This window comes from Diplocloster modestus (assembly GCF_019042245.1).
In the GTDB taxonomy this organism is placed as follows: domain Bacteria; phylum Bacillota; class Clostridia; order Lachnospirales; family Lachnospiraceae; genus Diplocloster; species Diplocloster modestus.
On the sequence record NZ_JAHQCX010000001.1, the window covers coordinates 300,597 to 318,101 of the forward strand.

General features: G+C 48.6%; 15 protein-coding genes. 12 read left to right on the forward strand and 3 right to left on the reverse strand.

The window, feature by feature from the left end:
- The first annotated feature begins 9 nt into the window (after positions 1-9).
- The 5 genes from KTH90_RS01425 (at position 10) to KTH90_RS01445 (ending at position 6,343) form a co-directional block, all read left to right on the forward strand.
- Positions 10-576: a TetR/AcrR family transcriptional regulator C-terminal domain-containing protein gene (locus KTH90_RS01425; protein WP_238726148.1), complete on the forward strand. Its 567-nt coding sequence runs from the start codon at positions 10-12 to the stop codon at positions 574-576.
- A gap of 665 nt (positions 577-1,241) precedes the next feature.
- Positions 1,242-2,390: a lactaldehyde reductase gene (gene fucO / locus KTH90_RS01430; protein ID WP_158351771.1), complete on the forward strand. Its 1,149-nt coding sequence runs from the start codon at positions 1,242-1,244 to the stop codon at positions 2,388-2,390.
- 209 nt (positions 2,391-2,599) lie between these two features.
- Positions 2,600-2,755 carry a P-loop NTPase family protein gene (locus tag KTH90_RS01435; protein WP_330655778.1) on the forward strand — a complete coding sequence of 52 codons (156 nt, stop codon included), beginning with the start codon at positions 2,600-2,602 and terminating at the stop codon, positions 2,753-2,755.
- Positions 2,756-3,043: 288 nt separating this feature from the next.
- Positions 3,044-3,907 (forward strand): class II fructose-1,6-bisphosphate aldolase, encoded by an 864-nt coding sequence (fba, locus tag KTH90_RS01440; RefSeq protein WP_158342620.1) that lies wholly within the window; start codon positions 3,044-3,046, stop codon positions 3,905-3,907.
- A gap of 324 nt (positions 3,908-4,231) precedes the next feature.
- Positions 4,232-6,343, forward strand: a complete 2,112-nt coding sequence (locus KTH90_RS01445; protein ID WP_238726149.1) for a glutamine synthetase III family protein — start codon at positions 4,232-4,234, stop codon at positions 6,341-6,343.
- A 135-nt stretch (positions 6,344-6,478) separates the two neighbouring features.
- Here the strand turns inward: KTH90_RS01445 and KTH90_RS01450 are convergent, their stop codons facing one another.
- Complete coding sequence (locus KTH90_RS01450; protein ID WP_158351775.1) at positions 6,479-7,516, reverse strand: LacI family DNA-binding transcriptional regulator; 1,038 nt, start codon at positions 7,514-7,516, stop codon at positions 6,479-6,481.
- Between the two features lie 170 nt (positions 7,517-7,686).
- On the opposite strand from KTH90_RS01450, the gene KTH90_RS01455 reads away from it, so the two are divergent.
- The 7 genes from KTH90_RS01455 to KTH90_RS01485 all read left to right on the forward strand — a co-directional run bounded on the left by KTH90_RS01455 (position 7,687) and on the right by KTH90_RS01485 (position 16,212).
- The gene (locus KTH90_RS01455) at positions 7,687-9,078 is read left to right on the forward strand and encodes an L-fucose/L-arabinose isomerase family protein (RefSeq protein ID WP_238726150.1); all 1,392 of its coding nucleotides are present in this window, start codon (positions 7,687-7,689) and stop codon (positions 9,076-9,078) included.
- Positions 9,079-9,219: 141 nt separating this feature from the next.
- Positions 9,220-10,101 (forward strand): D-psicose 3-epimerase, encoded by an 882-nt coding sequence (locus KTH90_RS01460; protein WP_238726151.1) that lies wholly within the window; start codon positions 9,220-9,222, stop codon positions 10,099-10,101.
- Between the two features lie 209 nt (positions 10,102-10,310).
- The gene (locus KTH90_RS01465; RefSeq protein WP_158351781.1) at positions 10,311-11,471 is read left to right on the forward strand and encodes a substrate-binding domain-containing protein; all 1,161 of its coding nucleotides are present in this window, start codon (positions 10,311-10,313) and stop codon (positions 11,469-11,471) included.
- 99 nt (positions 11,472-11,570) lie between these two features.
- Positions 11,571-13,091 carry a sugar ABC transporter ATP-binding protein gene (locus KTH90_RS01470; protein WP_238726152.1) on the forward strand — a complete coding sequence of 507 codons (1,521 nt, stop codon included), beginning with the start codon at positions 11,571-11,573 and terminating at the stop codon, positions 13,089-13,091.
- Positions 13,088-14,089, forward strand: coding sequence for an ABC transporter permease (locus KTH90_RS01475; RefSeq protein ID WP_158351785.1), 1,002 nt, complete (start codon positions 13,088-13,090; stop codon positions 14,087-14,089). The genes KTH90_RS01470 and KTH90_RS01475 overlap by 4 nt, the downstream gene beginning before the upstream one ends.
- A 2-nt stretch (positions 14,090-14,091) precedes the next feature.
- Positions 14,092-15,090, forward strand: a complete 999-nt coding sequence (locus tag KTH90_RS01480; RefSeq protein ID WP_158351787.1) for an ABC transporter permease — start codon at positions 14,092-14,094, stop codon at positions 15,088-15,090.
- Between the two features lie 288 nt (positions 15,091-15,378).
- Positions 15,379-16,212: a MerR family transcriptional regulator gene (locus KTH90_RS01485; RefSeq protein ID WP_158351789.1), complete on the forward strand. Its 834-nt coding sequence runs from the start codon at positions 15,379-15,381 to the stop codon at positions 16,210-16,212.
- Positions 16,213-16,273: 61 nt separating this feature from the next.
- On the opposite strand, the gene KTH90_RS01490 is transcribed toward KTH90_RS01485, so the two are convergent.
- Both KTH90_RS01490 and KTH90_RS01495 read right to left on the reverse strand, forming a co-directional pair.
- Positions 16,274-16,936, reverse strand: a complete 663-nt coding sequence (locus KTH90_RS01490) for an IMPACT family protein (RefSeq protein ID WP_238726153.1) — start codon at positions 16,934-16,936, stop codon at positions 16,274-16,276.
- Positions 16,937-16,942: 6 nt separating this feature from the next.
- A complete protein-coding gene (locus tag KTH90_RS01495; RefSeq protein ID WP_158351793.1) occupies positions 16,943-17,269 on the reverse strand; it encodes a DUF6514 family protein in 327 nt (108 codons plus the stop codon).
- Positions 17,270-17,505 lie beyond the last annotated feature (236 nt).

A 17,505-nucleotide genomic window follows, 5' to 3' on the forward strand; every position in this document is an offset into this window, starting at 1 on the left:
GAAAAGAATATGCCGGATGTGAATAAGGGAGAAAAAACAAAGTACCGGCTGGCGGACTCGATCAAGGTGTGTATGAGGACCGCCCCGGTGGATAAGATTACGGTACAGAGCATCGTGGATGGCTGTCATATGACCAGACAGACTTTTTATCGGAATTTTAAGGATAAATATGATCTGATCAACTGGTATTTCGACAAGCTGGTCCTGGAGTCATTTGCCCGCATGGGTACCGACCGTACCGTATATGAGGGGTTGGTACGTAAATTTGAATTTATCCGTCAGGAGAAAATATTCTTCACGGAGGCTTTCCGGTCGGACGATCACAACTCATTAAAGGAACATGATTTTGAGCTGATCATAGAGTTCTATCGGGAGCAGATCCAGCGCAAGACCCATCGGAAGGTAAGAGAGGACCTGATGTTCCTGCTGGAAATGTATTGCAGAGGTTCTGTATACATGACGGTGAAGTGGGTGCTGAACGGAATGAAAGAGACACCGGAGGAGATGGCCGGGGCGCTGGTGGATGCGATGCCTCCGAAGCTGCGGGAGGTGTTTATGGAGATTCATTTGGTTTGAGGGGGACGGAGCGGTCTGGCGCAGGGAATGACGGGACGGGGTGGATTAACGGTGGGGGATGCCTGCCAGCTGTCTGGGCCGGGATTGGAAAAGAGGCACCCGGCGGTGTCCCGGCGTGAGGGGGTGTCCATCCATGCTGTCACGCAAGGCTGTTACCCGGTAAAATCTAAATGAAATCCAGCCGGGCTGTTATAGGTGCGTGGCTTATTCGCTCCGAATGCTGATGCATTCGCAGCTCAGAAGCCACCGAACGGCTGCAGGGAATGCAGCCATTCGCCCATAACAGCCCGGCTGGATTTCATTTAGATTTTATACGGGCGCCTTATGTGACAGCACGGATGGACACCCCCTCACGCTGGGACACCGCCGGGTGCCTCTTTTCCGATCCCGGCCCAGACAGCTGGCAGGCATCCCCCACCGTTAATCCACCCCGTCCCGTCATTCCCTGCGCCAGACCGCTCCTGCTTTAGTGAATGCTGAGGCTGGAGGTTTATTTGAATGAAATAATAAATAATATTTGAAAATGTGACAGTTATCTAAGATTGTAACTTTTCAGGGATTCCATAGATTGTTAAAATTATATCATAAGAAACCGGGCAGTAATACGAAAAGGCACCTGCTGGCCGGGGCAATCACTGGTAAAGGTGCGAAAAGGAGAAGAGAATATGGCAAACAGAATCGTATTGAATGAAACATCTTATCATGGAGCAGGAGCAATTCAGGAGATCGTCCATGAGGTTGCAGGCAGAGGATTTCAGAAAGCATTTATCTGTTCTGATCCGGATCTGGTAAAATTCAAAGTGACGGCGAAGGTGACCAATGTTCTGGACAAAGCCGGACTGGCTTATGAAGTTTATTCAAATATCAAACCCAATCCCACGATTGAAAATGTACAGACTGGGGTAGCGGCATTTAAGGCTTCCAATGCGGACTACATTATCGCGATCGGGGGAGGTTCCTCCATGGATACGTCCAAAGCGATCGGAATCATCATCGCGAATCCGGAGTTCGAAGATGTGAGAAGCCTGGAAGGCGTAGCGCCCACGAAGAATCCAAGTGTTCCGATTATTGCGGTTCCCACGACGGCCGGCACTGCAGCCGAAGTCACGATCAACTATGTAATCACGGATGTGGAGAAAAAACGGAAGTTCGTCTGTGTGGATACACATGATATCCCGGTAGTTGCCATTGTTGATCCCGAGATGATGTCCAGCATGCCCAAGGGCCTGACCGCGTCCACCGGTATGGATGCTCTGACCCATGCGATCGAAGGCTACACCACCAAAGGTGCCTGGGAGATGACCGACATGTTTAACTTGAAGGCAATCGAAGTGATAGCGAAAAACTTAAGAGGTGCTGTGGAAAATACCCCCGAGGGCCGGGAAGGAATGGCTCTGGGACAGTATCTGACCGGTATGGGATTCTCTAACTGCGGACTCGGAATCGTGCACTCCATGGCTCATGCGCTTGGTGCCGTATACGATACCCCCCACGGTGTGGCCAACGCGATTCTGCTGCCGACCGTGATGGCATATAATGCCGATATGACAGGTGACAAATATAAATATATCGCGGCCGCCATGGGCGTGGAAGGTGCCGAAACCATGAGCCAGGATGAGTACCGGAAGGCCGCAGTGGACGCGGTCCGTAAGTTGTCCCTGGATGTGGGGATTCCGGCAGATTTAAAAGAGATCGTAAAAGAAGAGGATATTCAGTTCCTGGCGGAATCCGCAGTTGCGGACGCATGTGCTCCGGGCAATCCAAAGGAAGCAAGCCTGGATGACATTATTGGGCTGTACCGTTCTCTCCTGTAACCTAATTAAAGAAACGAATACGGCGGAACGGAATGATACCTGTTCGCCGTAAGAAGGGGCATGGCAGTGGCTGTGCCCTTTTTTTCATAGGAAAGTGCTCCTATGAAATAAAAAACGCTTTGCAGGGATCGCACTGCGTCGGAACGGAAGAATGCCGCTTACGCGGCCGGCCCGTGATCGATGAAAACTACCGGTGCGGGGGAGGGTTCATGTCAAAAATTATTGTCATTGGATGTCCCGGTGCGGGAAAGAGTACATTCGCACGAAAATTACGGGATGCGGCCAGACTTCCGTTATATTATCTGGACGTACTCTGGCACAAACCAGATCACACCAATATTTGGAGAGATACCAGGATTATCTGAATAAAATACAGACGACAATTTAAATAGATGCAGTTCGACCTTCTTTCGGCAAGTCGTGACGACCGGATGCCAAAGAGGTTCTATCCGGATGGAATAGAAGAAAATGTGGGATTGCGTGGGTTTCTGCTGAAATGTGGGTCTGAAAGGGTTGCTTTTGATTGAAAAATGTGAACGTTAACGTGGAATTTGTTGGATTTGTGTTGGGAAAAAAAGATGGAAAAAGTAAATGGTTTCATGTATAATAGGGTAGGACTTGTTGTATATAATAATGGTATGGAGGTAGATAAAATGTTAGTATCAGCAAAAGAGATGTTAGAGAAAGCGAAAGCGGGTCATTACGCAGTTGGACAGTTCAATATTAATAACCTGGAATGGACAAAGGCAGTTCTTCTGACCGCGCAGGAGTTAAATTCTCCGGTTATCCTGGGTGTATCCGAGGGTGCCGGAAAGTATATGTGCGGATATAAAACGGTAGTTGGTATGGTGAACGGGATGCTGGAAGAATTAAATATCACGGTTCCGGTAGCTCTGCACCTGGATCACGGCAGCTACGACGCATGCTATAAATGTATTGATGCCGGATTCTCTTCCATTATGTTTGATGGTTCCCATTATCCGATCGAAGAGAATGTAGAAAAGACAAAAGAGCTGGTTAAAGTCTGCGCAGAGAAGGGGATGTCCCTGGAAGCCGAAGTCGGATCCATCGGCGGCGAAGAAGACGGTGTGATCGGAATGGGCGAGTGTGCGGACCCTAAGGAATGCAAGATGATCGCGGATCTGGGTGTTACCATGCTGGCTGCCGGTATCGGGAACATTCACGGGAAATATCCGGAAAACTGGGCAGGCTTAAGCTTTGAGACCCTGGATGCGATCCAGCAGCTGACCGGCGAGATGCCTCTGGTTCTGCACGGCGGCACAGGAATCCCGGCCGACATGATAAAAAAAGCCATCACCCTGGGTGTTGCCAAGATCAACGTAAATACGGAGTGCCAGCTGTCCTTCGCAGCCGCTACCCGTAAATACATCGAAGAAGGAAAAGACCTGGTAGGCAAGGGCTTCGATCCTCGTAAAATCCTGGCTCCCGGCCTGGAAGCGATCAAAGCAACTGTAAAAGAAAAAATGGAACTGTTTGGCTCCATCGGAAAAGCTTGAGAATAGAGCAGATATCATGTGACTCCCGCCAATTGGCGGGGGCCATTTTATAAGGATACCAATTCCGCATTATTTTGCACAATCATTTGAGCCAAAGTAACTCTAATCTGTAAAAAGTGTTTAAAGTTCAGGTTTTTTGAAAGATTTGCTTGATTTTTAGAAAGAATTAGTTTATCTTATAGGAAGATTGGAAACGATGTTTCCAGAAAATGAGACAGAACAAAGGCGTTCCAGTAATTGGAATGTCTTTTTTTATGCAATGGGAAAGTGCCTCTCTTGCTGGACTGTCAAATACATATCTTAATAGAGGAAAGGGTGTTAGTTATGAGCGAACTGTTCAACGTAGCGGATATTTTCGGTGAAGATGTGTTTAGTGATGCGGTAATGGAAGAACGTCTTCCCAAAAAGGTTTACAAGGAATTGAGAAAAACCATTGATGAGGGGAAAGAACTGGATCCGATGATAGCCGAAGTGGTGGCAGGAGCTATGAAAGATTGGGCGATTGAAAAAGGGGCTACCCACTATACCCATTGGTTCCAGCCGCTTACCGGCGTGACTGCCGAAAAGCACGACTCTTTTATCTCAGCTCCCGTTAATGGAAAGGTTCTGATGGAGTTTTCCGGGAAAGAGCTGATCAAAGGGGAGCCGGACGCGTCATCCTTCCCTTCCGGCGGCCTGCGTGCCACCTTTGAGGCGAGGGGCTATACCGCGTGGGACTGCACTTCACCGGCTTTCGTCAGACACGATGCCGCCGGCGCGATTCTGTGCATCCCCACAGCCTTCTGTTCTTATACAGGAGAGGCGTTGGACCAGAAGACCCCGTTGCTGCGTTCCATGGAAGCGTTAAATACGCAGGCTCTCCGTCTGTTAAGATTGTTTGGCAACACGACTTCGAAAAAAGCGACTCCTTCCGTAGGGCCGGAGCAGGAATATTTCCTGGTGGACCGCAGGAAATATTTACAGAGAAAGGACCTGATCTTCGCTGGACGGACCTTATTTGGGGCCATGCCTCCCAAGGGACAGGAGTTGGAGGACCATTACTTTGGAAGCATCCGGGAACGGATCGCGGCCTACATGAAGGATGTCAACAAAGAACTGTGGAAACTGGGCGTATCCTCCAAGACACAGCACAATGAAGTGGCTCCCGCGCAGCATGAACTGGCGCCGATCTATGCCGAAGCGAATATTGCCGTGGACCACAACCAGCTGATTATGGAGACTTTGAAAAAAGTGGCCGAGAGAAATGGATTATACTGCCTGCTTCATGAGAAGCCCTTCGCCGGTGTGAATGGTTCCGGAAAACATAACAACTGGTCTGTCATCACCGATGACGGTATCAACCTGTTGAATCCGGGGAAAACACCTCATGAGAACATTCAGTTCCTCCTTGTACTGACCTGTATCTTAAAGGCGATAGACGAGCATGCGGATCTGCTAAGAGAATCCGCTGCCGACGTAGGGAATGATCACAGGCTGGGAGCCAATGAGGCACCTCCGGCGATTATATCGATCTTCCTGGGCGAACAGCTGGAGGATGTGCTGGAACAGCTGGTTAGCACAGGAGAAGCGACCCACAGTCTGAAGGGCGGCAGACTTCAGACCGGTGTGAAAACCCTTCCGGATCTGGCCAAGGATGCTACCGACCGGAACAGAACCTCCCCGTTCGCTTTTACCGGAAACAAGTTCGAATTCCGTATGTGCGGTTCCAGAGATTCCATCGCATCGCCTAATACCGTACTGAACACGATCGTAGCGGACGCGTTCTGTGAGGTATGCGATGTACTGGAGAAATCCGATGATTTTGACATGGCGGTACATGATCTGATTAAGAAATACGCCAGTGAGCACCAGAGAATCGTATTTAACGGCAACGGCTACTCCGAAGAATGGGTGGAAGAGGCGATGCGCAGAGGCCTTCCAAATATCACATCCATGGTAGACGCGATCCCGGCGCTCATAACAGATAAGTCCGTAAAGCTTTTCGAAAAATACGGCGTGTTTACAAAAGCGGAATTAGAGTCCCGGGTGGAAGTCAAATACGAGACCTACGCCAAGGCAATCAATATCGAGGCGCGCACCATGGTAGATATGGCCAGAAAACAGATAATCCCGGCGGTGATCAAATACACCAAAGTGCTGGCCGACTCTATCAATTCTGTGAGAGCCGCCTGTGATGCCGATGTATCGGTACAGACAGGGGAACTAAAAGATGCATCCGCGCTCCTGGCCCAGACCAAAGCCGCTCTGATCAAGCTGGAAGAGGTTACTGAAGCAGCTTGTGCCATGGAAGAAGGGGAGACTCAGGCAAAATATTATCATGACGCAGTGATGCCGGCCATGGAAGCGTTGCGCATCCCGGTTGACAAACTGGAGATGATCGTAGACAAAGACCTCTGGCCGATGCCTTCCTATGGAGATTTGATATTCGAAGTTTAAAGCGTGTTACATGCCCATTGGGCAGGGTCGCAGCATTCGCTGCTCCATAAGGTATAGAAAAATCCCGGGATTCGTCCCGGGATTTTTTTGCACGCCGGCCCTCTCGGCACGAGAGTCTTCCCAGCGATACCGGCACTAATCAGTCAGGCTGGGAATATCGGTGGATTTGCGGTTCACAAGTTTAGGGGCAATGATAATTTCGCGCACAGACTTTGTCTGGGAATCTGGAGCGGCAATCAGTTCCAGGAGGAGCTCGGCCGCCCGCTCACCGGTCTGAAACGGCCGGATATCGATGGTTGTCAGCGCTGGCAGCATCATATCGGCATATTCATTGTTATCGTAGCCGATTACAGAGATATCCTGCGGGATGCGCAGACTGTACTTAGCGAACGCGGAATAGACTCCGCAGGCCACATAATCACTGAAACAGAAAACAGCAGTGGCGCTTAGCGAGTGCAAATCCGGATGCTGCTTAAGCCATTGTTTCATAACCAGGTGGCTTCCGGAACGGGTTCCGTCACATTCCAGTACCTGCACGCAGTCAGCCGGCAGGTTTTTATCCCTCAGATAAGAGAGAAAACCTTCATACCGTTCCCGGGCGGATGAGATATGCATAGGGGCTGAGACATACAAAAATGAGCGGTGCCCCAGTTTATATAAGTGCTCCGCAGCCAGATTGCCGCCTTTGACATCGTTGCTTTGGACATAGTTGGTTGCGATGTCCGGAAATTTTCTCTGCAGGATGACATATGGGATTTTAGCCTTCTTTAGTTGGGTGAGCACCCGTGTATTTCTCATACTGGGTACAAGAAGAATTCCGTCCACGCCGTGGTCCATCATGCTTGAAATCATGGCGGTCTCCTCTGCGGAATTTTCATTGGAATTCCCCAGCATGATGGTATAGCTGGTTCGCTTGCAGGTTTTCTCCACGCCCTTGATCATTCCAGAGAAGACCGGATTGCTGATATCGGTAACCACCATACCCAGGATCAGAGATTTGTTAGTACGCAGACGACTGGCGGCCAGATTTTTATGGTATCCCAGCCGGGTGGCCGTCTCCCTCACATGATCTTTGGTTTCCTGGCTGATGTCCGGCATGTCCCGCAAAGCGCGGGAAACAGTGTTAATGGAAACGCCCAGTTCCTCGGCGATATCTTTCAGGGTTGCGCTCAATATAACATTCCTCCATTTGTGAAAATGCTTCTTTTATTATACATGTTAGCAGCGTCAGTGTCAAAAAGTGATTTGGCAATTTTGCCATATTGACAAACAGCTTTTCTGATTGTATTATAACATTAACGTTAATGTAATGAAAGCATTTTTTTACGACAGGAGGATTTAATTTGAAATTAGCACTATTAATAGCTAACCGTGGTTTTTTTCCGAGTACGGTGATCGATCTCGCCCGGGAGGATATGCAGACCGCGGCTTTAAAAGAGGGGATTCAACTGCTGGAGATGGATCCTGCCCTGACCCGTTATGGTGCGGTGGAGACCCGGGAGGAAGGCGCGGTATATGCGGATTTTTTGGCACATCATTATGGAGAGTACGAGGGGGTGATTATTTGTCTGCCTAATTTTGGGGATGAGAATGGAATCAAAGAAGCGATACGGGATGTGAACGTTCCGATTTTGCTGCAGGCTTATCCGGATGAATTGGGAAAACTGGATTTTGATAACCGCAGGGACGCATTTTGTGGGAAGCTTGGTTTATGCGCGGTGTTAAAGCAGATGAGGACCACCTTTACTTCAGGGGAACCTTTTGTTATGCATCCGTTGAGTCAGGAGTTTCAGCGGGAATTAAGTGATTTTGCAGGAATCTGCCGGATAGTCAGCAGGATGCGGCATCTGCGAATTGGGGTGTTGGGCGCCAGAACCACTGCTTTTAAAAGCGTTCGGTTTGACGAAGCTGCCATGGAGACCAGAGGTGCGGATGTGGAGACGCTGGATCTGACGCAGGTCTTTGCACGTATCCGGGAAATAACGGATGACGATCCACGGTTGGCAGATTGGCGGGAAGAATTGGAACGGATTTCCGATATGCGGGACGTACCGGATTATGCCAGCATTCATCAGGGAAAGTTGGGCATTGCGCTTCAGGAGCTGCAAAGGGAAATGGCTTTGGATGTCATGGCGATCCGTTGCTGGAGCGAAATGCAGTATGAATTTAAGATTACACCCTGCACGGTCATGGGCATTCTGAATCAGCGGGGAATACCGGTCGTATGCGAGACCGACGTGACGAATGCGCCGGCGATGATGGCACTGAGTCTGGCTTCCGGCCGGCCGGCCGGATGTCTCGACATCAATAATAACTATGGCGGCGATCCGGATGCCTGTATTATGTTCCACTGCGGACCTCTTCCTATAGATCTTCTAAGCGGACCGGGGCATATGGAAGAGCATAAAATGTTTGTCAAAACACAGGGGGAGGATTGTTCCTGGGGTGTGAACGCAGGAAAGCTGAAGCCTGGAATCATAACCGTTTGCGGTATGCGTACGGAATATGGGGAGATACGCTATTTCGTGGAAGAAGCGGAGGTGGTGGACGTGCCGGTGGATGAAGGATTTTTTGGTACTTATGGGGTTGTTAAGATTCCCGGACTGCAGAGGAAGCTGCGTCATATGAGTGAAGAAGGGTTCCGGCATCACGCGATTATTACATCAGGCGACCAATCCCGCAGAGTGAGAGAAGCTCTGACCAAGTATTTGGGATACACGGAAATATATTTATAATGAACGACACTACATAGCATTATTTTTTTTCTTAATTACATTAACGTTAATGTAAATAAAAGATGGATGAGGATTGTTTTTCATACATGGCCAGACAGTGAGGGGACGGACATATCACGTTATTAAAATGGAGGGAATTAAATGAACAAACTGGGAATCTTTACGAATTTCTGGGAAACAAACTGGAATTTTGATCATATGAAATATGTGAAAAAGGCCAGGAAGATCGGGTTTGATATTTTGGAGTTTCAGGCACAGCCCTTGCTGGAAATGACAAAAGAGCATATGCGTGACATCAGGAAGATGGCTGACGACGAGGGAATTGAACTGACCTACAGCCTGGGGCTTGATCCCAATTATGATGTATCCAGTGCAGATGAACAGATCAGAAAGAGTGGTATCGATTATCTAAAACGCATTGTGGAGTGTGTGGGCTTTATGGATGGCAGGATTATTTCGGGAGTCAGTTATGCCGGCTGGGGATCACCAGACTATATCGTAAATGACAAAACTTCTATTGTGGAACTGTCTTTGGACAGCATGCGGCAGATTGTGAAGACGGCGGAAGATTATGGCGTCATTTATTGTGTGGAAGCGGTGAACCGTTTCGAAGGCTGTGTCATTAATACAGCGGAAGAGGCGCTGGACTATGTCTCCAAAATCGACAGCGAAAATATTGCCATTTTACTAGATACCTATCATATGAACATCGAAGAAGACTGTATCGGAGACGCGATCCGCTCCGTGGGAAACCGGCTGGGTTCCTTCCATACCGGAGACAATAACCGGCGCTGTCCCGGAAGAGGACATATCAATTTTGATGAAGTCTTTCAGGCCCTTTCCGATATCGGTTATAAAGGAAGGATTGTATCTGAGCCTTTTGTGCAGATGGGAGGAGAAGTGGGAAGGGATATCAAAGTCTGGAGAAATCTCGATCCTCCGGATGAAGCCTGCCTGGATCAGGAGGCGGCGTATCTGCTGAAGTATGAGCAGGATATGCTGCGCAAATATGGGATGGAGTAGATATCCTGATTTCCGAAATCCGGATTTTAAAATCGGAAAGAAAAAGAATTCAAAATAATTGTTACAAATTGGTAAAAATTCAACTGTTTCATTGTGTAGTATTTCCTGTTGACACATTGTATTTTGATGGGATATACTTATATTATTATTTACATTAACGTTAAAGTCACTGTTTTTTGAGCATTTTGCATAAACGAAAGGAGTAGGAAATGAAAAAGAAATTAATCAGTTTACTAACGAGCATGGCGATGATAGCTATTCTATTAACCGGATGCGGGAGCACACCGGATACAGCTGCAGACAGCGATGCCGCGGCGAAACCTCAGTCAGAGGAGACTCCGAAGGCGGGACAGCCGGACGACAAAGCCGACACGAAATCCGCCCAGGAGGGTTCTTCTGATGTTCATAACGATTTGGATTATGATGCCGCTAATAAGACCTATGCTTTTGTATTTAAAGCCACAGGTAATCCAAACGGCGAAAAACAGATGGAAGGATTTAAAAAAGTAATTGAGGCGTATGGAGGAAACGTTATTTTAAAATCTCCGGAAGCCGCCACGGTAGAAGGCCAGATTACCATTGTAAACGAACTGATCCAGCAGAAAGTAGACTGTATCGCTATTACGGGAAATGATGTGGATGCTCTGCAGCCAATCCTGACACAGGCTATGGATGCCGGAATCAAAGTTCTCTCCACGGATGGCCAGGTGAATCCGGACAGCCGTATGATCCATGTGAATCAGGCAGACTCCAAATTGGTCGGACAGACCCTGGCAAAAGGGGTGGCAGATATGATCGGTGGTTCCGGTGAAATCGCGGTGCTGTCCGCCACCAGTCAGTCCGCTAACCAGAACACCTGGATCGGTTATATGCAGGATGAACTGGATGCCAATTTTAAAGATGTGAAATGTGTGGAAGTAGCTTATGGAGATGATGAATTCCAGAAATCAGTGGATCAGACGCAGGCGTTGATCACCAACTATCCCGATTTGAAGGCGATCGTGGCTCCTACTACGGTGGGAATCGCAGCGGCCGCTAAAGTGGTCAGCGACGAAGGGCTGACAGGTAAGATCTCCGTGACAGGTCTGGGACTTCCTTCCGAGATGGCGGAATATATCGAGAGCGGCGTGTGCCCTTATATGTATTTGTGGAACCCAGACTATGTGGGCGCCTTGACGGCTTATACCTCCATGGCTCTGGTGGATGGCAAGATTACCGGCGCGGTGGGCGACAGTTTCGAAGGCTACCTGGGAGATGATAAGAAAACCTTTAAAGTGACCGAAGCGCTGGACGGCGGTACGGAAGTTTTATTGGGAGAGCCTTTTGAGTTTAATTCCGATAACATCGCCGAATGGAAAAATGTATTTTAGATTCTGACAGTATAAAGTATCCAAAGCGGCAGGGCTTCCGTGTATCCGGGAGGGAATCCTCACGGAAGCCCCTAACTGCTTCATTGGGAGGAAAGAAATTTGAGCGAATACGTTCTTGAGTTAAAAGATATCACCAAGATATTTCCAGGCGTAAAAGCTTTAGATCAGGTTCGGTTTCAGTTGAAAAAAGGTGAGATCCATGCCCTGATGGGTGAAAACGGTGCCGGAAAGTCTACTTTTATAAAGGTAATTACCGGTGTACACAGAGCAGAGGAAGGAGAAATGTATCTGAACGGCAGCAAAGTACATTTCAAAGGTCCAAAAGACGCTCAGAAGGCCGGTATAGCGGCGATCTATCAGCATGTGACGGCCTATCCTCATCTGACCGTGGCTGAAAATATTTTTATAGGTCATGAGAAAATGAAACATGGATTTATTTCTTGGAAAATGATGAAGGAAGAAGCAAATCTTCTGTTAAAAGAATTGAATGCGGATTTTAATGCTTCGGATGAGATGGGAAGCTTAAGTGTCGCTCAGCAGCAGATGGTGGAGATCGCCAAGGCATTATCCATGAATGCGAAGATCATCATAATGGATGAACCGACGGCGGCCCTGACCAAACGGGAATCCGAGGAATTATACCGGGTCACCGAAAAGTTCCGGGATCAGGGGGCGTCCATTATCTTTATCTCACACCGGTTTGAGGATATGTATCGTTTGGCTTCGAGAGTAACTGTCTTTCGGGACTCAAAATATATCGGTACTTACGATGTGGACCGCATATCGAATAAGGACCTGATCACGGCTATGGTAGGGCGGGAAATTACGGAGCTCTTCCCGAAACCGGAGATTACACCCGGCGGGGAAGTCCTGCGCGTAGAGAATTTAAGCCGTTACGGCTATTTTAAGGATATATCTTTTCAAGTTAGAGCAGGGGAGATCCTGGGCTTGACCGGCTTGGTAGGAGCAGGGCGCACAGAAGTGGTGGAGACAATCTACGGCGCCGAGCGCTCAGATGCCGGAGCGATTTTTGTGGAAGGAAAAGAGGTAAAGATCAGAAATGTTCACGATGCCCTGAACATGGGGATCGGGCTGCTGACAGAGGACCGTCAGAACAAGGGACTGATACTGGACTGGGGTATAGGCAGAAACATTACTCTGTCCGAGATTCAAAAATATGGCAGCAGATATTTTACCAATGAAAAGGCGGAGGGCCAGGCAGCTAAGAAATTGGCGGAGGAAGTGGACACGAAAGCGGTCACGATCTTTGACAAAGCCAGTTCCCTCTCAGGCGGCAATCAGCAGAAAGTAGTCGTGGCAAAGATCCTGGCTTCAGACCTGAAGGTTCTGATTATGGATGAGCCGACAAAGGGCGTGGATGTGGGTGCGAAAGCCGAGATCTATGCCATTATGGGGGAGCTGGCCAAAAAAGGCTATGCGATCATTATGATTTCCTCCGAGATGCCGGAGATTATCGGTATGAGCGACCGGATCGTCGTCATGTGCGAGGGCAGGGTTACCGGAGAACTGACCCGGGAGGAGGCCACCCAGGAAGCGATCCTGGAAAAGGCGATGGCCAGAACTCCAGCCGGACACAAGGACAGGGGGGATGAAGTATGAACAGGAAATGGAATCTGAAGAAATTTACCAGTTCCCGGGAAAGCAGTCTGGTATTGATACTGATTGTTTTGTGCACGCTGATTCAACTGCGGAATCAACAGTTTCTGACCCTGAATATGTTTGAAAGCATGTTCAAGAATTACGCAGTGATCATGATTCTGGCATTGGGAATGATGTGTGTGCTGCTGATCGGGGGCATTGATATCGCCATCGGCTCTACTCTGGGGTTCGCCGGGATGTGCGCGTCCCTGATCATGCGGGATCATCAGGAGCTGCCGGTCCTGGTCATCTTTTTGATTTCTATGGGGATCGGAACGGCGGTCGGGATACTGATAGGCTGTGTGATATCATTTGGAAAGGTCCCTCCCATTATAGCCACGTTAGGGGGGATGTATGCACTGCGGGGACTGACTTATCTGGTGGCAAACAGCCAGTGGGTGGCGTCTTACCAGTTTACCAAATCCTATAAGAATTTCGCCCAGGACAGATATCTGGGATTCGGAGTGATAAATAACCTGGTGATGATTACTGTGATCATATACCTCCTGTTCTTTGTCTTTCTCAAATGGACCCGGACCGGCCGGAAGATCTATGCGGTGGGAAGCAACAGCGAAGCAGCTGCCGTAAGCGGCATTAGAATAGAAAAGATCAAGATTTTATGTTATACAATAATGGGATTCCTGTGCGGATTGTGCGGGGCGATCTATACGTCTCTGTACGCATCAGCCCAGGGCGATATGGGAACTGGACTGGAGATGGATGTTATTGCGGCCTGTGTGGTAGGCGGAGTCAGCTTAAACGGCGGGAGAGGCAGCGTATTCGGAGTTTTTTTGGGTGCGCTTACGATGGCGATCGTAGGAAAAGCTCTGCCGCTGATCGGGGTATCCCAGTTCTGGCAGACGGCGATTAAAGGTTTTATCATTATCGTGGCGATCGTTCTGAATGTAGTGGCGCAAAGAGCCATGGACAAAAATAATCTGAGAGGGAGGGAGGCGTAGATATGGCAGGAAAATCCGGGCGTGTGATCAGTGCCCAGCAACAATTCAGCATAAAAAGGTCACTCATGAAATGGGAGGCATTTCTTCTGTTGGTTTTTGTCCTTGTTAATATTATGAACGTATGTATTTCCCCTTATTATCTGAGCGTAAACGGTTTGTTTACCGCGACCTCTTCATTTCTGGAGAAAGCGTTTATCGTCCTGCCGATGGCCTATATACTGCTGCTGGGGGAAATCGATATTTCTGTAGGCGCCACTGTCGCATTGTCGGCCTGCATGTTGGGAATTACTTATAATGCCGGCCTGCCGATGGGAGCAGCAGTGGTTGTATGTCTTCTGGTCGGAACCGCATGCGGCCTTTTTAACGGTCTTATGCTGACCAGATTCACGGAACTGGCACCGATGATCCTGACTCTTGGCAGCCAGATCCTGTACCGGGGGATCGCAGAGATCCTGCTCACCGATAAAGGAACAGGCGGTTTCACTGCGGTAAAGTGGTTTCAGAACCTTTACTGGGGAAAGATCGGCGTAGTGCCGATTATGTTCCTGATCTTTGTAATCTGCGCGATCCTATTTGGCATTGTGATGCATAAGACCACATTCGGTCGGTGGATGTATGCGATTGGCAGCAACGCCAGGGCGGCGAAATATTCCGGTATCCGGGTACAGCGGATCCGATGTATTGTCTATACTTTGACCGGGGCTTTTTCAGCGGTAACCGCGGTTTTCCTGGCCTCCCGGATGGGAAGCGTGCGGTCGAATATCGCAGAAGGATATGAACTGGAAGCGATCTCCATGGTAGTCTTAGGCGGGGTCCTGACCGACGGCGGGAAGGGAAATTTTCCGGGAGTCGTTATCGCGATCTTCGTGCTGGGATTTTTGAGATATGGACTGGGCCTCGCCAATATTCCCTCCCAGGTTATGATGGTGATCATTGGCCTGCTGCTGATTGTTGCTGTTATGCTGCCGAATCTGGCTGGAAAGATAAGAAAGAGTTTATAGGGCCCCCCTTACGTTACATACCGAACCTTAGTAAACATAAATCTATTTACCTGGGCGCGCTGGATGTCGATGACATTTAATTAAGCTATTTGGTTAGATTCTATGATAGAATCAAACCAAATAGCTTAATTAAATGTTATTGGCTGTGAATAATAACTTAGAAAACGGACTTCAAATTTTTGAATCATGTTTCTAAAAATTCATTTTAAAAACGTTTCTAAAATAAAGATTGACTCTACCGCAGCGTAACGGTTTAACATGAGAGACGGAAAGGAGGATAAGTCAGCTATGAAAACAGTAAAGGAAGTATCGGAGATAACCGGAGTCAGCATCCGAACACTGAGATATTACGATGAGATCGGGCTGCTGAAACCAACACAATTGACCGACTCCGGTTACCGGCTCTATGATTTAAAGGCTTTGGAAAAACTGCAGCAGATTATGTTCTTCCGGGAACTGGAGATCCCCCTGGCTGAGATCAAAGAGATCATGGGAAAGCCAGATTTCGACAAAGAACAGGTACTGTCTGTCCAGAAATCCCTGTTGGAAAACAAGAGAAACCGTTTAAACGGAATTATTGAACTGATCAATGATGTAAGGGAAGGAGTCAATACGATGAATTTTGAAGCGTTTAACGAAGCGGATGTGGAACACATCATATCAACCATGCAGAAAGAATTATCAGAAGAGCAGTTTGAAGAATTTATAAAAACCCACGGGGACGGAAGTGTGGACAATTATCAGAAAATCCTGCTGGATGCACTGAAAAATGAAAAAGTCAGCGCAGACCTGCTGAGATGGTTCGGCAGTAAAGATAAGGTGATAGCCAGTGCGGCTCCTATCGATAAGATAGATGAAAAACGCTTAGACCACAATGAAATCTATCAGCAGCTGGCCGGGCTTCGAACTGTCGATGACGAAGAAGCGGAAAGAAAGCTGATCTCGAAACTGGCCGACAGCTATAAACAGCTGCTGAATCTGGACAATGCCAGAGCTTTCCTGATCGATCTATCAAAGGAATATCTTCAGGACGAAAAATTGGCAGAAGCCAACGATACCCAATACGGGAAAGGAAGCGCGGAATATATCGCGAAAGCGATCAGACGCTATTATGGGGTATAAAGAACCCAGCCCCCGGCCGCCCGCCTGATCGGGACAACTTATTGGGACAGGCATTTGCCCGTCACATTTCTTGATCTAGAAGCAGGATTTCCCCTTCCAGGTCGGCATAGGTTACCGGAACCGGTTCGGAGAATCCTGTCCGCCCTCCGGTCGCCTCCATAATATCCGCTTTTCGGGAGGGGAAGCTGTTCCGGGGAAACAGTACCTGCAAAGTGACAGTGTCCGTGTATACGCTGTTCAATGTGGAAATCCCATTCTGGGCCAGCAGGTACTGGATTTTCCCGACATCCGTATAGTCACAGGTTAGGATGACCTGATAGCCGGGATGCTTTTCGATCACCACACTTTGGGCAAGACCCTCCTGGACAGCCCTGGAATACGCCCTTACCAGGCCGCCGGTGCCTAAAAGGGTTCCGCCAAAATATCTGGTGACTACGACGATGACATTATGAAGGGAAGCGCCCGTCAGCACATCCAGGATGGGCCGCCCCGCGGTCTGGGCCGGCTCCCCGTCGTCGCTGCAGCGCATCAGGCTGTTCTCCTGTCCGATGATGTAGGCATAACAATGATGCGAGGCGTCCCAGTATTTTTTCCGCAGGCGTTCCAACACCCGGAGAGCCTCGTCCTCCGACGCGGCCGGTTCAATGGTTGCGATAAAACGTGATTTCTTTTCGATAACCTCTCCCTGGCCGCCGCGGTAAACGGTACAAGACTTAAGTTCCATATGTATTTATCCGATTCTGGGTATATCCTGACAATATTCCTGGGAAACTTTTTCGTCGACCAGCTCCAGCATGCACATCGGCGTTACCAGATTCTGAATAAACTGATTCAGGATCTCCAGCACAAACTCCTTTGAATAGGAGATGGCCGCGGCAGTCTTCTGTTCCCGCAGTATTCCGTCGGACGCTTTGGACCACTTCATGATCCGCATTCCGTACAGCGGCATATAATTGGATACGTCCCTGGTTTCCTCCAGCAGGTAATACTCCAGACGGATTTCTCCTTTCTCTGTATCTGTCAAAAAGCGGTTTCCTACCAATGTTAATTTTCTCATGCGAATTCCTCCTGAGGCTATTATAACGGAGGCATGTCCGCCCATAAAGCAGGAATAAACGCAGAAAAACCGATGAAACCATCTGATCTGCTATGGTTCGGAAAATTTGTTGTCCCTTTTTATGGAAATGGGGATCTTTTTGCAGGAAACTGCGATAATTTCTAGTCATTATTATACCGGCAACGGGGGAAATGTGCAAGAGGGCCGGCTGCGGTAAGATTTGCGCGAATAATGCT